The following is a 20,973-nucleotide window of genomic DNA, read 5'->3' on the forward strand; positions in this document are numbered from 1 at the left end:
TTTTTGCGGCGGTATCACAGCATCAGAAGCGCTTGATGTCAGCCTTGGCTTCCAGTTCCTTGCGGAACGCAGCGAAGTCTTGCTGGCCGACGCGCGAAGCGAGGAAGCGACGATACTGCTCCTTCTCCTCTTCGGTTGGCGCAGCCCCTTCGGTGACGCTGTTCAAGCGCACGATCATCAAGCTGCCATCACGCAGGGTCACGTCAGCAAAGGTCGGCTTGTCTTTAGCAACAGGCTTGGCCATGCGGAACAGTGCCTGCAGTACGGCAGGCTCAACGCCTTCCTGGCCACGGGTGGCCGCTTCAGTGACTTTCCAGGCCTGACCATCAACCGGCTTGTCCAACGCCAGCTTGCCATCGCGCAGGTTGGCGATCAGCTCGTCAGCGTGAGCCTTCGCCGCAGCGCTTGCACGCTCCTTGGTCATCTGGGCACGGATGGCGGTCGCCACACTTTCCAGCGGCAATTGCTCCGGCTTGCGGTGCTCCTTGGCGCGCAGGACTACGATGGTTTCCGGATCCAGTTCGATGGCGGTGCTGTTGGCACCCTCATCCAGCACTTCAGGGCTGAAAGCTGCCTGGATCACGGCACGGTTGGCCGTGATGCCTTCGCCACCTTCACGGCCAAACGGCGCCGAGGTGTGCACGGTCAGTTTCAGGTCCGAAGCTGGCTGGGCCAGGTCGGAGGCTTCGAATGCCGCGTCTTCCAGTTGCTTGGTCGCCTCGACGAAGCGCTGCTCCACTTGCTGGGTCTTCAGCTCGCGGGTCAGCTTGTCTTTCAGGCTGGCGAACGATGGCACTTCTGGCGCTTCAACACCCAGCAGCTTGATCAGGTGCCAGCCGAAGCTGGAACGTACCGGTGCCGAGACCTGGTCCTGGTTCAAGCCGTACAGGGCGCTTTCGAACTCAGGATCGTAGACGCCAGGGCCTGCAAAACCCAGGTCGCCGCCGTTGTTGGCCGAGCCCGGATCCTGAGAGAACTCCTTGGCCAGGGCCTCGAAGCTTTCGCCCTTGGCCAGACGCGCCTGGACTTCGTCGATCTTGGCCTTGGCCTGGGCCTCGGTCACCTTGTCGTTGACTTCGATCAGAATGTGCGCGGCACGACGCTGTTCAGCGAGGTTGGCGGTTTCTTTCTCGTACAGGGCCTGCAGCTCATCGTCGTTGACCGTTACCTGGTCGAAGAACGAAGCCTTCTTCAGCTCCAGGTAGTCGATGACGACCTGGTCCGGGGTCATGAACTCCTTGGCGTGCTGGTCGTAGTAAGCCTTGACCTCGTCGTCAGTGAGTTTCACTGCGGCCGGGTCGGCCTTGACGCTGACGGTGGCGAAATCACGGGTCTGTTTTTCCAGGCGCGCAAAGTTCAGGACTTCCTGATCGGTGACAAAACCGCTGCCGGCAATGCCTGCACGCAGTTGGCCGATCAGCATTTCCTGGGTCAGCATCTGACGGAATTGCATACGGCTGTAGCCCAGTTGACGGATCACCTGGTCAAAGCGCTCAGCGCTGAACTTGCCGTCTTCCTGGAACTCCGGGGTCTGCAGGATCACTTGGTCCAGTGCAGCTTCCGAGAAGGAGAACTTCGAATCCGCCGCGCCTTGCAGCAGCAGCTTGCGCTCGATCAGGCCCTTGAGGGCCGCTTCGCGCAGCATTTTTTCATCCAGCAAGGACGCATCGAAGTCCTTGCCCAGTTGTTGCATCAGCTGCCGACGTTGCATGTCGACGGCCTGGCTCAGCTCGTTTTGACTGATTTCTTCACCGTTGACCTTGGCCGCGTCCTGGCTGTTGGTCGTGGCCTGGAAAATGGCCTCGATACCGGTGAAAGCCATCAATACAACGATGAGGCCGATAATGGTCTTGGCAATCCAGCCTTGTGAATTGTCCCTGATATTCTGCAGCATGCGTCCCCCAGAAACGGTTGAACTTCAAAATTAGGCAACCGTGGAGCGTGGGTAGAATCCGGATAGAAGAAAGGCGCATCCGAGGATGCGCCTTCTCGTAACTGGCGGAACGGACGGGTATTGAACCCGCCCCCCGGCGTAGCGACCCGATGGATACTCGGGTCAGTTGCCGCTCCGCTGCCAGGCCAGACCAGCGTCCAGCCCGGATAGGCAAAGGCTTGAACGAAGCTTAGTTAACGGCTTCTTTCAGGGCTTTACCGGCTTTGAAACCTGGTTTCTTGGCAGCAGCGATTTGCAGTGCTTTGCCAGTCTGTGGGTTACGGCCAGTGCGAGCTGGGCGATCGGTCACAGAGAAAGTACCGAAACCTACCAGCACCACGGAGTCGCCGGCCTTGAGAGCGCCAGTGACGGATTCGATTACTGCGTCCAGCGCACGGCCAGCAGCGGCTTTCGGGATATCAGCAGATGCGGCGATAGCATCAATCAGTTCCGACTTGTTCACTCTAAGTCCCCTTATATCTATTGAGTATGATTCTAAGTTTTTTGGTGAAAGCAAAAACCAGTGCTGAATGGCCTACAGACACTTAAGAGCCGCTTTATAACAAGGGCTCTAAAAAGCTGTCAAGGAAGCCACCAGGCTTAAACGTATTAATGCGTGCTAATTCTTTCCTTAGAGTCAGTCTCGCGTTTTTCGTCCTTCGCGACTATCTCCGGAGCCACATCCGGCAAGGGCTCCGGCGCGTATTGCAGCGCAATTTGCAGGACCTCGTCAATCCATTTAACCGGTTTAATCTGCAGATCCTGCTTAATGTTGTCAGGAATTTCCTTCAAGTCGCGAACATTCTCTTCCGGAATGATCACCGTCTTGATGCCACCACGGTGGGCCGCCAGCAACTTTTCCTTCAGGCCACCAATGGCCAATACCTGGCCGCGCAGGGTGATTTCCCCGGTCATGGCGACATCGGCGCGCACCGGGATGCCGGTCAGGGCCGATACCAGGGCCGTGCACATGCCTACGCCAGCGCTGGGGCCGTCTTTGGGGGTAGCCCCTTCCGGCATGTGGATGTGGGTGTCGTGCTTCTCGTGGAAGTCCAGGGGGATCCCCAGGCTGCGGGCGCGGCTGCGCACCACGGTCTGCGCGGCAGTGATGGATTCGACCATCACGTCACCCAGGGAACCGGTCTTGATCAATTGACCTTTGCCAGGGATAACCGCCGCTTCGATGGTCAGCAATTCGCCGCCCACCTGGGTCCACGCCAGGCCAGTCACCTGCCCTACCTGATCCTGCTGCTCGGCCAGGCCGTAGCGGAATTTACGCACACCCAGGAAGTGTTCCAGAGCATCGGCGGTGACCTTCACAGAGAAGCGTTTTTCCAGGGCGTGTTCCTTGACCGCCTTACGGCAGATCTTCGCCAACTGGCGCTCAAGGCCCCGTACACCGGCCTCGCGGGTGTAGTAACGAATGATGTCGCGGATCGACTCGACGTCGAATTCGATCTCGCCCTTCTTCAGGCCATTGGCCGAAATCTGCTTGGGCGCGAGGTATTTGACGGCGATATTGATCTTCTCGTCTTCGGTGTAACCCGGCAGACGAATCACTTCCATCCGGTCCAGCAACGCCGGCGGGATGTTCATGGAGTTGGAGGTGCACAGGAACATTACGTCGGACAGGTCGTAGTCGACTTCCAGGTAATGGTCGTTGAAATTGTGGTTCTGCTCGGGGTCGAGCACTTCGAGCAAGGCCGATGCCGGATCGCCCCGCATGTCGCTGCCCATTTTGTCGATTTCATCGAGCAGGAACAGTGGGTTGCGTACGCCAACCTTTGTCATCTTTTGAATCAATCTTCCCGGCATCGAACCGATGTAAGTCCGGCGATGACCGCGAATTTCCGCTTCATCACGCACACCACCGAGGGCCATGCGCACGAATTTGCGGTTGGTGGCATTGGCGATCGACTCGGCCAGGGAGGTTTTACCCACGCCAGGAGGACCGACCAGGCACAATACCGGGCCACGAATCTTCTTCACACGCTTTTGCACGGCGAGGTATTCGAGGATGCGTTCCTTGACCTCTTCGAGGCCATAGTGGTCGGCGTCGAGGATATCTTCGGCACGCGCCAGGTCCAGGCGTACCTTGGTCTGGGCCTTCCACGGCACCTGCACCAGCCAGTCGATGTAGGAACGAACCACGGTGGCTTCGGCGGACATCGGCGACATTTGCTTGAGTTTGTTCAACTCGGCGGTGGCTTTGGTCAGCGCGTCTTTAGGCAAGCCAGCGGCGTCGATGCGCTTTTTCAGCTCTTCGATCTCGTTGTGGCCTTCTTCGCCGTCGCCGAGCTCTTTCTGAATGGCCTTCATCTGCTCATTCAGGTAGTACTCGCGCTGGCTGCGCTCCATCTGCTTCTTCACGCGACCGCGAATGCGTTTCTCAACCTGCAGCAGGTCGATCTCGGCATCCAGCAGGGCCAAGACGTGCTCGACCCGGGTCGACAGGTCGATGATTTCGAGGATGTCCTGCTTCTGCTCGATCTTCAGCGCCATGTGCGCGGCCATGGTGTCGACCAGGCGGCTTGGCTCATCAATGCTGTTGAGGGAGGACAGGACCTCAGCCGGGACTTTTTTGCCCAGTTGCACGTATTGCTCGAACTGGGACAGCAGGCTGCGTACAAAAACTTCGGATTCACGCTCAGGCGCATCGACTTCGTCGATCAACGCCACTTCTGCACGCAGGTGGCCATCCACCTCCATGAAGCGCTCGACCGCACCGCGCTGCTCGCCCTCGACCAGCACCTTGACGGTGCCATCTGGCAGCTTGAGCAATTGCAGAACGGTAGCAATAGTGCCGACGCGATACAGGGCTTCTTCGCCTGGATCGTCGTCAGCCGGATTTCTCTGGGCCAACAGCAGGATCTGCTTGTCGCCCGTCATCGCGGCCTCGAGGGCTTCGATAGACTTCTCGCGCCCCACGAACAGCGGGATAACCATGTGCGGATACACAACCACATCACGCAATGGCAGGAGAGGCAATTCAATGGTTGTCTTCATGATTTCGCCTCTATGACAGATGAAAGTAAGCTTGAAACCAAGATGGGGGCTGCGTGTAAAAAAAACAAGCTCAATGCTGGCAGTTACACACAGTAAAAATTCCTATGCAAAACAAAGGGGCCCCTAGAGGCCCCTTGTTTGTACCGAAACTGCGAAACGCTTACGCGTCTGGCGCAGCCTTGGCAGCCGGCTCACTGTTTTCGTAGATATACAGTGGCTTGGACTTACCTTCTATAACGCTTTCGTCGATCACCACTTTACTCACCTCGGACTGCGAGGGGATTTCGTACATGGTGTCGAGCAATACGCCTTCGAGAATCGAACGCAAACCGCGTGCACCGGTCTTGCGCTCCAGTGCCCGCTTGGCCACCGATTTAAGCGCGTCGGCACGGAACTCGAGGTCTACACCTTCCATTTCGAACAGCTTGGCGTATTGCTTGGTCAGGGCGTTTTTCGGCTCGGTGAGGATCTGAATCAGAGCAGCCTCATCCAGCTCGTCCAACGTCGCCAGGACCGGCAGACGGCCAACGAACTCCGGGATCAGACCGAACTTGACCAGATCGTCAGGCTCGACTTCACGCAGGGACTCGCCCACCTTCTTGCCTTCTTCCTTGCTGCGCACTTCTGCACTGAAACCGATGCCGCCACGGGTGGAACGGTTTTGAATAACCTTTTCCAGGCCGGAGAACGCACCGCCACAGATAAACAGGATGTTACGCGTATCAACCTGCAGGAATTCCTGCTGCGGGTGCTTGCGGCCGCCTTGGGGCGGTACGGAAGCGACCGTGCCTTCAATCAGCTTCAGCAGGGCTTGCTGCACGCCTTCACCGGAAACATCCCGGGTGATCGACGGGTTGTCAGACTTGCGCGAAATCTTGTCGATTTCATCGATATAGACAATACCCATCTGGGCCTTCTCTACGTCGTAATCGCACTTCTGCAGCAGTTTCTGAATGATGTTCTCGACATCTTCACCCACGTAACCCGCCTCAGTGAGGGTGGTGGCGTCGGCGATGGTGAAGGGAACGTTCAGCAGGCGAGCGAGGGTTTCTGCAAGCAGGGTTTTACCCGAGCCTGTAGGACCGATCAGCAGGATGTTGCTCTTGCCGAGTTCGACCTCATCACCTTTCTTGTCACGCTGGTTCAAGCGCTTGTAGTGGTTGTACACCGCTACGGCCAGAACCTTCTTTGCACGCTCTTGACCAATCACGTACTGATCAAGGATGCCGCTGATTTCTTTAGGCGAAGGCAATTTATGCGCGCTGCTCTCGGCCTGTGCCTCCTGCACCTCCTCACGGATGATGTCATTGCACAGGTCGACGCACTCGTCGCAGATAAAGACCGAGGGGCCGGCAATCAATTTGCGCACTTCATGCTGGCTTTTGCCACAGAAGGAGCAATAGAGCAGCTTGCCGTTGTCCTCGCCGTTGCGGGTGTCAGTCATTCGTTCGATCCAAATCCGATAGGCTTGCAACACAAGATGAAGGCTTATGCGGGCTTTTTCAAGCCCGCCGGTGGTCGGACATGCCGACCAGGCCTATTTTGAGCTGCTTATATTAAGCGGGGCGCTTGTCGATCACGGCGTCGATCAGCCCGTATTCACGTGCGGCTTCGGCACTCATGAAGTTGTCGCGGTTAGTGTCGCGCTCGATTTCTTCCAGGGTGTGCCCGCTGTGCTTGGCCATCAGCGTGTTGAGGCGCTCACGGATAAACAGGATTTCCTTGGCGTGGATTTCGATGTCCGACGCCTGGCCCTGGAAACCGCCCAGTGGCTGGTGAATCATCACACGCGAGTTAGGCAGGCAGAAACGCTTGCCTTCAGCACCGGCTGTCAGCAGGAATGCACCCATGCTGCAGGCCTGGCCAATGCAAGTGGTGGACACGTTCGGCTTGATGAACTGCATGGTGTCGTAGATCGACATGCCGGCTGTCACCGAACCGCCTGGGGAGTTGATGTAAAGATGGATGTCCTTGTCCGGGTTTTCCGCTTCAAGGAACAGCAGTTGCGCACAGATCAGGTTGGCCATGTAGTCCTCTACCGGACCAACCAGAAAGATCACTCGCTCCTTGAGCAGGCGCGAATAGATGTCGTAGGCGCGTTCGCCACGAGCAGATTGCTCGACAACCATCGGGACCAGGCCGCCTGCGGCCTGGATATCAGAGTTCTGCTGAATATACGAATTACGGAACATGCTCTGCAGTTACTCCCAAATAGTCATGTCTTGAATACGCATAAGCCAGCGCGAGGCTGGCTTATGGGTGTATTTTCAAACGAGTTGGACAATCAGTCGGCTTGTGCTGCTTCTGCCGGCTTGACTGCTTCTTCGTAAGAGACCGCTTTGTCGGTCACCTTAGCCTTCTGCAGAACAGTATCCACAACTTGTTCTTCCAGCACAACCGAACGGACTTCGTTCAGCTGCTGGTCATTCTTGTAGTACCAAGCCACGACCTGCTCAGGCTCCTGGTAGGCCGAAGCCATTTCCTGGATCATTTCGCGAACGCGATCTTCGTCTGGCTTGAGGTCGAACTGCTTGACCACTTCAGCCACGATCAGACCCAGCACAACGCGGCGCTTGGCTTGCTCTTCGAACAGCTCGGCCGGCAGTTGATCAGGCTTGATGTTGCCACCAAACTGCTGAACAGCTTGTACGCGCAGGCGATCCACTTCGTTGGACAGCAGGGCCTTAGGCACTTCGATCGGGTTGGAGGCCAGCAGACCGTCCATAACCTGGTTCTTGACCTTGGACTTGATGGCCTGGCGCAGCTCACGCTCCATGTTCTTGCGAACTTCGGCGCGGAAACCTTCGATACCGGTTTCCTTGATACCGAACTGGGCGAAGAACTCTTCGTTCAGTTCTGGCAGCTTAGGCTCGGAAACACTGTTGACGGTCACAGTGAACTCGGCGGCTTTGCCAGCCAGGTCCAGGTTCTGGTAGTCAGCAGGGAACGTCAGGTTCAGAACGCGCTCTTCGCCGGCTTTAGCGCCAACCAGACCGTCTTCGAAACCCGGGATCATGCGGTTGGAGCCCAGTACCAACTGGGTGCCCTTGGCCGAGCCGCCAGCGAACACTTCGCCGTCAACCTTGCCCACGAAGTCGATGTTCAACTGGTCTTCGTTCTGGGCAGCGCGATCGGCCACTTCAAAACGGGTGTTCTGCTTGCGCAGGATTTCCAGCATGTTGTCCAGGTCGGCATCGGCCACTTCGGCGCTCAGGCGCTCGATTTCGATACCTTCGAAGCCAGCAACGGTGAACTCCGGGAACACTTCGAATACAGCAACGTATTCCAGGTCCTTGCCAGCTTCCAGGGACTTAGGCTCGATGGAAGGCGAACCAGCCGGGTTCAGCTTTTGCTCGACAACCGCTTCGTAGAAGGAAGCCTGGATCACGTCACCGACAGCATCTTGACGTGCATCAGCACCAAAACGGCGCTTGATTTCGCTCATCGGCACTTTGCCTGGACGGAAACCAGCGATCTTGGCCTTCTGGGCAGTCTGCTGCAGACGCTTGTTGACCGCGGTCTCGATGCGCTCTGCCGGCACGGTGATGCTCATGCGGCGCTCGAGAGCAGTAGTATTTTCAACAGAAACTTGCATGGATATTCCTCGTTGCACAGACGTTAGCCGGCCGTTTCCGACCCAAGAATCAAGGGCATGCATTCTAGTGGGTCAAACTCAAGAAGTCACCCTACTGAAAACGGGTAAAAAAACAGCAGGCAATTTACAGGTACGAATGCACGAATGCTCCTCGCCCCAGTGACAAATACAGCCAATCACGCCAGGGCTCTGTGCCAACCCTTCTATATATAGAAGCAGCCAGCGACCATCTCCCTGACAGCCGACCTTGCACGCAAGGCCGGCGGGTAGTTCGGCATCATCGAGAAACAAAAATACGACGAAGCGCCCCACCCCTGCGACCCAGTACCTGCAGCCGCCGAATACGCAAACCGCTAAAACAAAAAAGGCGCCAGACTGTTAAATCTGGCGCCTTTCGGAATATGGGGTGGACGAAGGGGATCGAACCCTCGACAACGGGAGTCACAATCCCGTGCTCTACCAACTGAGCTACGCCCACCATATTGCGTGACAAAGAAGCCAATTGCCTTCTCTGTTAAGCCCCAACCTAGCCCATGGCAAGGGTGACGCTGTATTTGGTGCGGATGAAGAGACTCGAACTCTTACGCCTCGCGGCGCTGGAACCTAAATCCAGTGTGTCTACCAATTCCACCACATCCGCGGCTTGAAACTTTTAAAACAAAGGCGCCAGACCGTTAAATCTGGCGCCTTTTGAAATATGGGGTGGACGAAGGGGATCGAACCCTCGACAACGGGAGTCACAATCCCGTGCTCTACCAACTGAGCTACGCCCACCATCTTGCGCTACTTGTGCCAAAGCTGCCTAATGGCGCACCCGGCAGGACTCGAACCTGCGACCATCCGCTTAGAAGGCGGATGCTCTATCCAGCTGAGCTACGGGCGCCTGATTAATCTGTACTCTTGGAGGACTACAAACTAAATGCTTCCAGCCTCACACAATCAAACAGCTATTGCGCTCGACCTTCTTAACCAGTGCTAGGCTGTGCCCGACAAGTGCGACGAATAGTATAGACGCCCCCAGGGGCCGTCAAATCTTTTTTGAAAAAAATTCATTTTATTTAAGGGGTTAGGGGAATTTGCAGACCAAGCGCCTTTGCCCTCACGTCCTGGCGTGCGAGAATGCGCGCACTTTTCCTCCCCCTCTCGATGGTTAATCACGCGTAATGACTGCACAACTTATCGACGGCAAATCAATCGCCGCCAGCCTGCGCCAGCAGATCGCCAAACGTGTCGCCGAGCGTCGCCAGCTTGGCCTGCGCACGCCGGGGCTCGCGGTGATCCTGGTCGGCAGCGATCCTGCCTCCCAGGTTTATGTCTCGCACAAGCGTAAAGACTGTGAAGAGGTCGGCTTTATTTCCAAGGCCTACGACTTGCCTTCCGACACCACACAGCAGGCCCTCACCGACCTGATCGACGGCCTCAACGACGATCCGAACATCGACGGCATCCTGCTGCAATTGCCGCTGCCGGAGCAGCTGGATGCTTCCCTGCTGCTGGAGCGCATCCGCCCCGACAAAGACGTCGACGGTTTCCACCCCTATAACGTCGGTCGCCTGGCCCAGCGTATTCCACTGCTGCGCCCCTGCACGCCGAAGGGCATCATGACCCTGCTGGAAAGCACCGGCGTCGACCTGTACGGCCTGGACGCCGTGATCGTCGGCGCGTCCAACATTGTTGGTCGCCCAATGGCCATGGAACTGCTGCTGGCCGGCTGCACCGTGACCGTGACCCACCGCTTCACCAAGGATCTGGCGGGCCATGTCGGCCGTGCCGACCTGGTGGTAGTCGCCGCCGGCAAGCCGGGCCTGGTCAAGGGTGAGTGGATCAAGGAAGGCGCCATCGTGATCGACGTGGGCATCAACCGTCAGGACGACGGCAAGCTGGTGGGCGACGTGGTGTATGAAACCGCCCTGCCCCGTGCCGGCTGGATTACCCCGGTGCCGGGTGGTGTTGGCCCGATGACCCGTGCCTGCCTGCTGGAAAACACGCTGTACGCGGCCGAAACCCTGCACAGCTGATCACCTGCAACGCCAAAAGAGCCCCGCCTTGACCCCAAGGCTGTTCACAGGTCACGCCGGGCTTCCTGAAAAATCCGCTGCCAGCTGTCTGGCAGCGGATTTTTTTATTCCCGCTCGACAGAACAGTGCGCCGCGGCTTTCTGAAAGTCATGCCTGCGCACTTAAAAGCAACGCCAATCAGCAGTGCAATCCCCAAACCCCATAACCCTATGATGGTCAGTGGCATCTGCGGCTTCACCGATCAACAACGTTGTAGTACCCCTACGCACAGTAATAAATGGGTGGCCCAACGAATCGTTTTACCGTTCATCTTCGTCCCTGATTTCAACGACTCCTACTCGACGCAACGCTGACAAAAAGCCCCTCTCAAAGGCCCTGAGGTTTTTGTATCAGTCCTACATGCCCAGGGCTGACAGAAGCGTTTTTGCCATATCTGCGCGCCAATGCGCTTTGCGCTACAACCCTAACCAATCATCGGCTTACAGCCTTTATTTAAAGGCTCTCTATCAGTTTCTGATCCATACTAATAATATGTAACGTCATTTTTCATATAGCCGGTCACACCCGGTGTTTTTCTACCTTTTAGCGAGTTCATCCGCGTGAATATTCGTCTTTCTCTTGTCAGCCTGTTCTTCGCATTCGCAGGCACTGTCGCCAACGCCAGCGAAACCACCCTGGCCCCACGGGACACCTCGCAACTGCACATCGCTTCGGGCAGCGCGATGTTGGTGGACCTGCAAACCAACAAGGTGATCTACGCCAGCAACCCCGACGTAGTGGTGCCGATTGCTTCCGTCACCAAATTGATGACCGGCATGGTGGTGCTGGACGCCAAGCAGAATATGGACGAGTACATCTCCATCAACATCAGCGACACCCCGGAAATGAAAGGGGTGTTCTCGCGGGTCAAGCTCAACAGCGAGATGCCGCGCAAGGAGATGTTGCTGATTACCCTGATGTCCTCAGAAAACCGCGCCGCCGCCAGCCTGGCCCATCACTATCCGGGCGGCTATGCCGCGTTTATTGCCGCGATGAACGCCAAGGCCAAGGCCTTGGGCATGAACAGCACGCGCTATGTCGAGCCGACCGGTCTGTCGATCCATAACGTGTCTACCGCCCGCGACTTGAGCAAGCTGGTGCAGGCCGCGCGCAAGTACCCGATGCTCACGCAATTGAGCACCACCAAGGAAAAAACCGTGTCGTTCCGCAAGCCCAACTACACCCTGGGCTTTTCCAACACCGATCACCTGGTCAACCGTGCCAACTGGGATATCAAGCTGACCAAGACCGGCTTCACCAACCAGGCCGGCCACTGCCTGGTGCTGGTGACCAGCATGGGCAACCGCCCGGTGTCGCTGGTGATCCTCGATGCCTTCGGCAAGTTCACACACTTTGCCGATGCCAGCCGCATCCGCAAGTGGATCGAAACCGGCAAGAGCGGCTCGGTGCCGGACGTGGCCCTGCAATACAAGGCCGACAAGAACCTCAAGGCCCGCCAGACCGGGGTCGCCCAGTCCCACTGAGGCACGGTTGACAGGCACAAAAAACGGCGCCCTCGGGCGCCATTTGCATTATGGCTGCTTCGGCCTTTCGGCCATCACCTTGAGTGCCTGGGCGGCCGCCTGTTCCTGGCCGGCCTGGGCCGTGGCGTTGGCGGCCTGCTGCCACCTACCCGCATCCAGGTTGGCCGGCAACTGGCTTGGCCGCTGGACCAGCACCGCCCACTGGCCGGCGCTTTTCCAGGCGGACTCGAAGTCGCTGAACGCCACTGGGCGTCTCCGGTCCCTGGCAACTCGCAACACCACCGTACTGTTTTGCTGATTAAACCCCACCAGCACCGCATAACGCGGCTCGGCCCATAGCGTCGAGCCCTCGGTAATCCGCACCATCACCGGGTACCCCGCCGCCACCTGCGCCAACAGCGCGGTCAGCTTGGGGTCCAGCGGATACACCAGCATCCCGTACTCACGCGCCAGTACCTGCATATTGCGCTCAAGGTCGGCTTCCCCGCCCGGCAAGTGCAATGGCTTATCCAGCAACCCCGGTGTAATCACAATGCCTTGTTGCGACAGCATGCTAGCCAAAGCGGCCGGACCACCCTGATAGGTGTCACCGCGAAACGCCGGCACCCCGTTGAGCTCTACGCGCTCGGGCAAACCGCGGATGTTCGAGGGAGTGGGATGCCCCGCACACGCGGCCAAGCCGAGGACGCAGGCAGCCACCAACAAGGATGTTTTGAGGTTCGACCGTAAACGCAACTTCTTCACTCTCTTGATCATCAGCGGGCTGGGGCGTTGATCATAGGGCGCCCGGGGACGCGGGTATAGCCTTGGGCCACAGTAAAAAGCCCGGCATAGAGCAAACAAGTTGGATGTACACGACCATTGGTCAATAGCACGCAACCGGGAGGCAGCTAGACTGTCCATTGCAAAGACAGTGAGTGCCCTGCACAGGGCAAAAGGAGGCACTTATGAGCCTGACAACCACGATTTTCATGCTGGTGCTTGGCTGGCTGGCCGTCGCCGGCGCCATGTTGTGGGGGGTGTTGCGCGTGACCCGCCGGCACCATCACCCACAACCCAAACCCGCTGCACACGCCAAGAGCCACAAGCCGGTCGCGCATCACGCCTGAGCCCAGCCAGGAGCCGGCAGGCAGCCGGCCCCTACAGATCTAGGCCAGCTGTTTGCGAGCGACCGCAACTGACGCCGCCAGCATCGCCCGCAGTAATACCGCGCACCCCGCCGCCAGGTCATCCGGTGCCGCATTTTCGATCTCGTTATGGCTGATCCCGCCTTCACACGGCACAAATATCATCCCCGCCGGCCCCAGTTCAGCGACGAAGATCGCGTCGTGCCCGGCGCCACTGACGATATCCATGTTCGACAACCCCAGGCCATTGGCCGCCTCACGCACTGCATCGACACAGCCCTTATCGAAATACAGCGGTGGAAAATCGGCGGTGGGCACCATTTCGAAGGTCAGGCCGTGCTTGGCGCAGGTGTCGTCGATCACCTGGCGCACCTGGGCAATCATCGAGTCCAGGCGCGCCGGTTCCAGGTGGCGGAAGTCGAGGGTCATGCGCACTTCGCCGGGGATCACATTGCGCGAGCCCGGGTAGGCTTGCAGGCAACCCACGGTGCCACAGGCATGGGGCTGATGGCCGAGGGCTGCGGCATTGACCGCAGCCACCACTGCCGAAGCGCCGACCAGAGCATCCTTGCGCAAGTGCATCGGCGTCGGCCCGGCATGGGCCTCAACGCCGCGCAGGGTCAGGTCGAACCATTTCTGGCCAAGCGCCCCCAGCACCACGCCGATGGTTTTGCGTTCGTCTTCCAGGATCGGCCCCTGTTCGATATGGGCTTCGAAATAGGCCCCCACCTTATGCCCGCTGACCGGCCGGGTGCCTGCATAGCCAATCGCATTCAGTGCATCGCCCACCGTGACGCCCTCGGCGTCGGTCTTGGCCAGGGTGTCTGCCAGGGTGAATTTCTCGGCGAACACCCCGGAGCCCATCATGCACGGTGGGAAGCGCGAGCCTTCTTCGTTGGTCCACACCACCACCTCCAGCGGCGCCTCGGTTTCGATCTTCAGGTCATTGAGCGTGCGCAACACCTCCACACCCGCCAGTACACCGAAGCAGCCATCGAACTTGCCGCCAGTGGGTTGGGTGTCGATATGGCTGCCGGTCATCACCGGCGCCAGCGCCGGGTTGCGCCCCGGGCGGCGAGCAAAGATATTGCCCACCCCATCGACGGTCACAGTGCACCCCGCCGCCTCGCACCACTGCACAAACAGATCCCGGGCCTGACGATCAAGGTCGGTCAGGGCCAGGCGACACACACCGCCTTTGGGGGTAGCGCCAAGCTTGGCGAGGTCCATCAACGACTGCCACAGGCGGTCGCGGTTGATGTGCTGATGGGTGGATTGCAGAACGTCGATGGCAGCGTTCATGGGGATCTCCTCAGGCAATATTATTGTTTGAGTCGGCGCGATATCCGCGGGGGCTGGCTTGCCTGGGATGGCGGCGGGTCAGTTACCACTGCTATCGCAGGCAAGCCAGCTCCCACATTGACCGCATTTACGACGGAAATTTAGCGGCGATAGGACTGGTTTTGCGCTTGCTGCACAGCCCGTAATACAACACCCCGCCCAATGCCGATCCGGTAAACCAGCCGTAGCTGTAGAACCAGCTGAAGGCATCGCTGCCCAACGACAGCAAGGTCAGCACCACCGGCACACCGAAAGCGATAAAACCCGCCACGTTCCAGGCCGGGTACACGTCATCGCGGTACAGCCCCGCCAGGTCCAGTTGCTGGCGACGGATCAGGAAATAGTCCACCACCATGATCCCGGCAATCGGCCCCAACAGGCTCGAATAACCCAGCAACCAATTGGAATACACGGTTTCCAGGCTGACATCGGACACGATCAGGCCGAGCTTTTTCAGCAGTTCGTGGGCCATCAACGCCAGCCCCACCAGGCCGGTGAGTATCACCGCGGTGGTGCGGTTGATCAGCTTGGGCGCGATGTTCTGGAAGTCGTTGGTGGGCGAGACAATATTGGCCGCCGTGTTGGTCGACAGCGTGGCAATGATGATCAGCGCCATCGCCACCGCGACCCACACCGGGCTCTGGATGTGCCCGATCAGGGTCACCGGGTCGGAGACGCTGACCCCCACCAGTTTCACCGAGGCGGCGGTCATGATCACGCCCAGGGCGGCGAACAGGAACATGGTCAGCGGCAGGCCGAAAATCTGCCCCAGGATCTGGTCCTTCTGGCTTTTGGCATAACGGCTGAAGTCAGGAATATTCAGGGACAAGGTGGCCCAGAACCCGACCATCGCGGTCAGCCCTGCCATAAAGTACCCCGTCAGGCTCGCCCCTTCGGGCCGCTTGGGCGGGATCGCCATCAACTCGCTGAGCGACACATTGGGCAACGCCCACACCAGCAGGCCGATACCCACGGCCACCAGCAGCGGTGCCGACAGGGTTTCCAGCCATTTGATCGACTCGGCACCGCGCAGCACCACCCACAGGTTCAGCACCCAGAAGATCATGAAGCCGATCACCTCACCGGTGCCGCCCAGGCTCTTCCAGCCCTCGAAGATCGAGCCGAGGAACAAGTGGATCGCCAGCCCGCCGAACATCGTCTGGATACCGAACCAGCCGCAGGCCACCAGCGCCCGGATCAGACACGGCACATTGGAACCAAGGATGCCGAAGGATGAACGCAGCAGCACCGGGAACGGAATGCCGTACTTGGTGCCCGGAAAGGCATTCAGCGTCAAGGGCACCAGCACCACGATATTGGCCAGCAGGATCGCCACCAGCGCCTCGCCCACCGACAAGCCGAAGTACGCGGTGAGCACCCCGCCCAGGGTGTAGGTCGGCACACAGATCGACATGCCGACCCACAGCGCGGTGATGTGCCACTTGTTCCAGGTTCGTTCGTGCACCTTGGTCGGTGCCATGTCGTGGTTGTAACGGGGGCTGTCGAGGACGTCGCTGCCGGCGTCGAGTTCATACAGGCCGTCGCGTTCTATGACTTGCGATCTGTTCTGTTGCATGGCCGCTCCACGGTTTTTTTGAATTATTGTTGCTCATCCGGCGTTCAACGCTGGATGGCCGCAGTCCCGCATGGACAACATGACATCACGGACCCGGCCAACCGGCAGCGCACTCAATTACCGTGCCGCACACCGTCACCGCATCCGTACCGCTTATATAACTGGCTGATGTTTATCAGCTTTATTTTGTTTACCGAAAAGTCCCACGGCACTTTCAACGTTACTCAGGCCAAATAACGCAGAAGTTGTCCGAACAATCAGGACTCAATCTGGTGCAACACAATTATTTTTATTACTGCCTGCCGTCAAGAGGCAACTCTCAAGCGTCTGATTTGCAATAGGAAATGTTGCTCATATTGGGAACCTGTCAAGTGCGTCAAAATGGTGAGAGGTCGCTACATTTTGGTGATTTTCAGTTTTTACCCTTATAAATCAATAAGTTATTACAGATATATACTTATAAAAAATAATCTTGATCATTCGAAAAACTCGGGCTAGTTTCTATTCCTGTCACCGATGACAAGAATAGATTCTGTACGGTGAGCAGAACTACAACACTTAGAACTGGCATAAGCCGGTCAAGCCCCTGAGGAACTCGGCATGTCTCTGTTGATCCGCGGCGCCACCGTTGTTACCCATGATGAAAGTTATCCAGCCGATGTCTTGTGCGCAGACGGTCTAATCCGCGCTATTGGCACTGATCTGGAGGTGCCCGCCGGCACCGAGATACTCGATGGCAGCGGCCAATACCTGATGCCCGGCGGTATCGACCCCCATACCCACATGCAACTGCCCTTCATGGGCACCGTGGCCAGCGAGGACTTCTTCAGCGGTACGGCAGCAGGCCTGGCGGGCGGGACCACGTCGATCATCGACTTCGTGATTCCCAACCCGCAGCAGTCGTTGCTGGAGGCCTTCCATCAGTGGCGCGGCTGGGCCGAGAAGTCGGCGGCCGACTACGGGTTTCATGTCGCGATTACCTGGTGGAGCGAACAGGTGCGCGAGGAAATGGCCGAGCTGGTAAGCCACCACGGCATCAACAGCTTCAAGCACTTCATGGCCTACAAGAACGCGATCATGGCCGCCGACGACACCCTGGTCGCCAGCTTCGAACGCTGCCTGGAACTGGGCGCGGTGCCCACCGTGCATGCAGAGAACGGCGAGCTGGTGTATCACCTGCAACGCAAGCTGATGGCCCAGGGCATCACCGGGCCCGAAGCCCATCCGCTGTCGCGCCCTTCACAAGTGGAAGGCGAAGCGGCCAGCCGGGCGATCCGGATTGCCGAAACCATCGGCACGCCGCTGTACCTGGTGCATGTTTCGACCCAGGAAGCCCTCGACGAAATCACCTACGCCCGCGCCAAGGGCCAGGCGGTCTACGGCGAGGTCCTGGCCGGGCACCTGCTGCTGGACGACAGCGTGTACCAGCATCCCGACTGGCAAACCGCAGCGGGCTACGTGATGAGCCCGCCCTTCCGCCCCCGCGGGCATCAAGACGCACTGTGGCGCGGCCTGCAATCGGGCAACCTGCACACCACCGCGACCGACCACTGCTGCTTCTGCGCCGACCAAAAGGCCGCCGGGCGTGACGACTTCAGCAAGATCCCCAACGGCACCGCCGGCATCGAAGACCGCATGGCGTTGCTGTGGGACGAAGGCGTCAACAGCGGGCGCCTGTCGATGCAGGAGTTTGTCGCATTGACCTCCACCAACACCGCAAAAATCTTCAACCTCTACCCACGCAAGGGGGCGATCCGCGTCGGTGCCGATGCCGACCTGGTGCTGTGGGATCCCCAGGGCACACGGACCATCTCGGCCAAGACCCACCACCAGCGGGTGGACTTCAATATCTTCGAAGGCAAGACCGTACGCGGCGTACCCAGCCACACCATCAGCCAGGGCAAGCTGGTGTGGGTCGATGGCGACCTGCGCGCCGAGCGTGGTGCCGGGCGCTATGTCGAACGGCCGGCGTATCCGGCGGTGTTCGAGCAGCTGCGCAAGCGGGCCGAGCATTCCAGGTCAGTCGCGATAAACCGCTGAAATCGCCACTCGCAGGCAAGCCAGCTGCCCCCCGTTGATAGGTGAACCCGATCAAATGTGGGAGCAGGCTTGCCCGCGATGAGGCCAGTGCAAACAACAAAAAACCAATGCCCGCCAGAGGCAAAAAAAACCGTGAGGCCCTTACCGTGATCCAGACCCTGAACCACCTCCCCCACCCCAACGAAGATGGGGCGACCCTCGCCAGCCATTTCACCGACCTGGCACCGCCCCTCAATGCCCGCCAGGCCCACCTGGAAGCCTCGCGCTGCCTGTATTGCTACGACGCGCCGTGCGTCAACGCGTGCCCCAGCGAGATCAACATCCCCTCGTTCATTCGCAATATCCACACCGACAACGTCCAGGGCGCGGCGCAGAAGATTCTCTCGGCCAATATCCTCGGCGGCAGTTGCGCCCGGGTCTGCCCGACAGAAATCCTCTGCCAGCAGGCCTGTGTGCGCAACCACAGCGACGAATGCGCCCCGGTGCTGATCGGCCTGTTGCAACGCTATGCCATCGACAACGCGCACTTTGAGCAACACCCGTTCCAGCGCGCCGCCCCTACCGGCAAGCGCATCGCGGTGGTCGGTGCCGGGCCTGCGGGGCTGTCCTGTGCCCATCGCAGTGCCTTGCATGGGCATGACGTGGTGATTTTCGAAGCACGGGAAAAGGCCGGCGGCCTCAATGAATACGGAATCGCCAAGTACAAACTGGTGGATGACTTCGCCCAGCAGGAGCTGGATTTCCTCTTGCAGATCGGCGGCATCGAAATCCGCCACGGCCAGCGCCTGGGCGACAACCTGAGCCTGAGCGACCTGCACCAGCAATTCGACGCGGTATTCCTCGGCCTGGGCCTGGCCGCCAGCAAACACCTGGGCCTGCCCCACGAAGACGCCCCCGGTCTGCTCGCCGCCACCGACTACATCCGTGAGCTGCGCCAGGCCGACGACCTCAGCCAACTGCCCCTGGCCGACCGCTGCATCGTGCTCGGTGCCGGCAATACCGCCATCGACATGGCCGTACAAATGGCTCGCCTGGGCGCGCGGGACGTCAACCTGGTATATCGCCGTGGCCTTGCCGACATGGGCGCCACCGACCATGAACAGGAGATCGCCAAGGCCAACCAGGTCCGCCTGCTGACCTGGGCCCAACCCGACACCGTGCTGCTGGACGACCACGGCCAGGTACGCGGTATGCGCTTTGCCCGCACGCGCCTGGAAAACGGCCGGCTGCACACCACCGGCGAAACCTTCGAGCTGGCGGCCGATGCGATCTTCAAGGCCATCGGCCAAGGCTTCGACGAGCAGGCCTTGCACGATCCCCTGGCCCAGCAACTGCAACGCCAGGGTGAACGGATCTTTGTCGATGCGCAGCTGCAAACCAGCATCCCCGGCGTGTATGCCGGCGGCGATTGCGTCAGCCTCGGGCAAGACCTCACCGTCCAGGCCGTGCAACACGGCAAGCTGGCCGCCGAGGCCATGCACGCTCAACTCATGCTCAACGTGGAGGCTGCGTAAATGGCCGATCTCTCGATTGTCTTCGCCGGTATCAAAGCCCCTAACCCGTTCTGGCTGGCCTCCGCGCCACCCACCGACAAAGCCTACAACGTGGTCCGCGCCTTTGAGGCCGGCTGGGGTGGCGTGGTCTGGAAAACCCTGGGTGAGGACCCGGCGGCGGTCAACGTCTCGTCCCGTTATTCGGCGCACTTTGGCGCCAACCGCGAAGTGCTGGGTATCAACAATATCGAGCTGATTACCGACCGCTCCCTGGAGATCAACCTGCGGGAAATCACCCAGGTGAAAAAGGACTGGCCGGACCGCGCACTGATTGTGTCGTTGATGGTGCCGTGCGTCGAAGAGTCATGGAAAAACATTCTGCCCCTGGTAGAAGCCACCGGTTGCGATGGCATCGAACTGAACTTCGGCTGCCCCCACGGCATGCCGGAACGGGGCATGGGCGCGGCCGTGGGCCAGGTGCCAGAGTACGTGGAACAGGTGACACGCTGGTGCAAGACCTACTGTTCGCTGCCGGTGATCGTCAAGCTCACGCCCAACATCACCGATATTCGCGTGGCCGCCCGTGCCGCGTATCGCGGGGGCGCCGATGCGGTGTCGCTGATCAATACCATCAACTCCATCACCAGCGTCGACCTGGAACGCATGGTCGCCCTGCCGATCGTCGGTACCCAAAGCACCCACGGCGGCTACTGCGGCTCGGCGGTCAAGCCGATTGCCTTGAACATGGTCGCCGAAATTGCCCGTGATCCCCAGACCCAGGGCCTGCCGATCTGTGGGATCGGCGGCATCGGCAACTGGCGCGATGCCGCAGAATTCGTGGCCCTGGGCTGCGGTGCAGTGCAGGTGTGCACGGCGGCGATGCTGCATGGTTTTCGGATTGTCGACGAGATGAAGGATGGCTTGTCGCGTTGGATGGACAGCCAGGGCTACAGCAGCCTGCAGGATTTTTCCGGGCGCGCGGTGGGCAACACCACGGACTGGAAGTACCTGGACATCAACTACCAGGTCATCGCGAAGATTGACCAGGCCGCGTGCATCGGCTGCGGGCGTTGCCATATTGCCTGTGAAGACACCTCGCACCAGGCGATTGCCAGCCTCAAGCAGGCCGATGGCACCCACGTGTACCAAGTGATCGACGACGAATGCGTGGGCTGCAACCTGTGCCAGATCACCTGCCCGGTGGCGGATTGCATCGAGATGGTGCCGATGGACACTGGCAAGCCGTTTCTCAACTGGACCCAGGATCCGAGGAACCCCTGTCGGGAGGCGGTGTAACCGTTTAAATCGCTATCGCAGGCAA

General features: G+C 59.2%; 15 protein-coding genes and 4 tRNA genes. 6 read left to right on the forward strand and 13 right to left on the reverse strand.

The annotated features are described in order from the left end of the window. Positions 1 to 22: 22 nt before the first annotated feature. The 10 genes from HU773_RS16795 to HU773_RS16840 all read right to left on the reverse strand — a co-directional run bounded on the left by HU773_RS16795 (position 23) and on the right by HU773_RS16840 (position 9,417). Positions 23 to 1,894 carry a SurA N-terminal domain-containing protein gene (locus HU773_RS16795; RefSeq protein ID WP_115128511.1) on the reverse strand — a complete coding sequence of 624 codons (1,872 nt, stop codon included), beginning with the start codon at positions 1,892 to 1,894 and terminating at the stop codon, positions 23 to 25. A 229-nt stretch (positions 1,895 to 2,123) separates the two neighbouring features. Next, on the reverse strand, positions 2,124 to 2,396 hold the full coding sequence (locus tag HU773_RS16800; protein WP_003174819.1) for an HU family DNA-binding protein: 273 nt from the start codon (positions 2,394 to 2,396) through the stop codon (positions 2,124 to 2,126). A gap of 146 nt (positions 2,397 to 2,542) precedes the next feature. Continuing rightward, complete coding sequence (gene lon / locus HU773_RS16805) at positions 2,543 to 4,939, reverse strand: endopeptidase La (protein ID WP_169990353.1); 2,397 nt, start codon at positions 4,937 to 4,939, stop codon at positions 2,543 to 2,545. Between the two features lie 160 nt (positions 4,940 to 5,099). Continuing rightward, positions 5,100 to 6,383: an ATP-dependent Clp protease ATP-binding subunit ClpX gene (gene clpX / locus HU773_RS16810; RefSeq protein ID WP_029298419.1), complete on the reverse strand. Its 1,284-nt coding sequence runs from the start codon at positions 6,381 to 6,383 to the stop codon at positions 5,100 to 5,102. A gap of 112 nt (positions 6,384 to 6,495) precedes the next feature. Next, positions 6,496 to 7,131: an ATP-dependent Clp endopeptidase proteolytic subunit ClpP gene (clpP, locus tag HU773_RS16815; protein ID WP_029298421.1), complete on the reverse strand. Its 636-nt coding sequence runs from the start codon at positions 7,129 to 7,131 to the stop codon at positions 6,496 to 6,498. A gap of 92 nt (positions 7,132 to 7,223) precedes the next feature. Next, complete coding sequence (gene tig, locus HU773_RS16820; RefSeq protein ID WP_057441496.1) at positions 7,224 to 8,534, reverse strand: trigger factor; 1,311 nt, start codon at positions 8,532 to 8,534, stop codon at positions 7,224 to 7,226. 402 nt (positions 8,535 to 8,936) lie between these two features. Next, positions 8,937 to 9,012: transfer RNA gene (locus tag HU773_RS16825), tRNA-His, on the reverse strand. Positions 9,013 to 9,089: 77 nt separating this feature from the next. Continuing rightward, positions 9,090 to 9,174 (reverse strand) — tRNA-Leu (locus HU773_RS16830). 58 nt (positions 9,175 to 9,232) lie between these two features. Continuing rightward, positions 9,233 to 9,308: transfer RNA gene (locus HU773_RS16835), tRNA-His, on the reverse strand. A 32-nt stretch (positions 9,309 to 9,340) separates the two neighbouring features. Continuing rightward, positions 9,341 to 9,417, reverse strand: a tRNA-Arg gene (locus HU773_RS16840). A 280-nt stretch (positions 9,418 to 9,697) separates the two neighbouring features. Between HU773_RS16840 and folD the strand changes: the two genes are divergently transcribed. Next, a complete protein-coding gene (gene folD / locus HU773_RS16845; protein ID WP_186625813.1) occupies positions 9,698 to 10,552 on the forward strand; it encodes a bifunctional methylenetetrahydrofolate dehydrogenase/methenyltetrahydrofolate cyclohydrolase FolD in 855 nt (284 codons plus the stop codon). A 599-nt stretch (positions 10,553 to 11,151) separates the two neighbouring features. Beyond that, on the forward strand, positions 11,152 to 12,075 hold the full coding sequence (gene pbpG / locus HU773_RS16850; RefSeq protein WP_057441495.1) for a D-alanyl-D-alanine endopeptidase: 924 nt from the start codon (positions 11,152 to 11,154) through the stop codon (positions 12,073 to 12,075). Positions 12,076 to 12,123: 48 nt separating this feature from the next. Here the strand turns inward: pbpG and HU773_RS16855 are convergent, their stop codons facing one another. Then, complete coding sequence (locus HU773_RS16855; RefSeq protein WP_057960079.1) at positions 12,124 to 12,810, reverse strand: peptidase C39 family protein; 687 nt, start codon at positions 12,808 to 12,810, stop codon at positions 12,124 to 12,126. A gap of 212 nt (positions 12,811 to 13,022) precedes the next feature. Here HU773_RS16855 and HU773_RS16860 point away from each other — a divergent pair, with 212 nt between their 5' ends. Next, complete coding sequence (locus HU773_RS16860; protein ID WP_164844848.1) at positions 13,023 to 13,184, forward strand: hypothetical protein; 162 nt, start codon at positions 13,023 to 13,025, stop codon at positions 13,182 to 13,184. Between the two features lie 39 nt (positions 13,185 to 13,223). Here the strand turns inward: HU773_RS16860 and HU773_RS16865 are convergent, their stop codons facing one another. Together HU773_RS16865 and HU773_RS16870 are read right to left on the reverse strand one after the other, a co-directional pair. Then, positions 13,224 to 14,504, reverse strand: a complete 1,281-nt coding sequence (locus tag HU773_RS16865; protein ID WP_186625814.1) for a Zn-dependent hydrolase — start codon at positions 14,502 to 14,504, stop codon at positions 13,224 to 13,226. A gap of 127 nt (positions 14,505 to 14,631) precedes the next feature. Continuing rightward, positions 14,632 to 16,119, reverse strand: a complete 1,488-nt coding sequence (locus HU773_RS16870; protein ID WP_057441488.1) for an NCS1 family nucleobase:cation symporter-1 — start codon at positions 16,117 to 16,119, stop codon at positions 14,632 to 14,634. 600 nt (positions 16,120 to 16,719) lie between these two features. On the opposite strand from HU773_RS16870, the gene hydA reads away from it, so the two are divergent. The 3 genes from hydA (at position 16,720) to preA (ending at position 20,948) form a co-directional block, all read left to right on the forward strand. Next, on the forward strand, positions 16,720 to 18,159 hold the full coding sequence (gene hydA, locus HU773_RS16875) for a dihydropyrimidinase (protein ID WP_186625815.1): 1,440 nt from the start codon (positions 16,720 to 16,722) through the stop codon (positions 18,157 to 18,159). Positions 18,160 to 18,305: 146 nt separating this feature from the next. Continuing rightward, positions 18,306 to 19,673 (forward strand): NAD(P)-dependent oxidoreductase, encoded by a 1,368-nt coding sequence (locus tag HU773_RS16880; RefSeq protein ID WP_186625816.1) that lies wholly within the window; start codon positions 18,306 to 18,308, stop codon positions 19,671 to 19,673. Next, complete coding sequence (preA, locus tag HU773_RS16885; RefSeq protein ID WP_186625817.1) at positions 19,674 to 20,948, forward strand: NAD-dependent dihydropyrimidine dehydrogenase subunit PreA; 1,275 nt, start codon at positions 19,674 to 19,676, stop codon at positions 20,946 to 20,948. It begins immediately after the preceding gene. Positions 20,949 to 20,973: the final 25 nt, after the last annotated feature.

It is taken from the genome of Pseudomonas shahriarae, from assembly GCF_014268455.2.
Taxonomy (GTDB): Bacteria; Pseudomonadota; Gammaproteobacteria; order Pseudomonadales; family Pseudomonadaceae; genus Aquipseudomonas; species Aquipseudomonas shahriarae.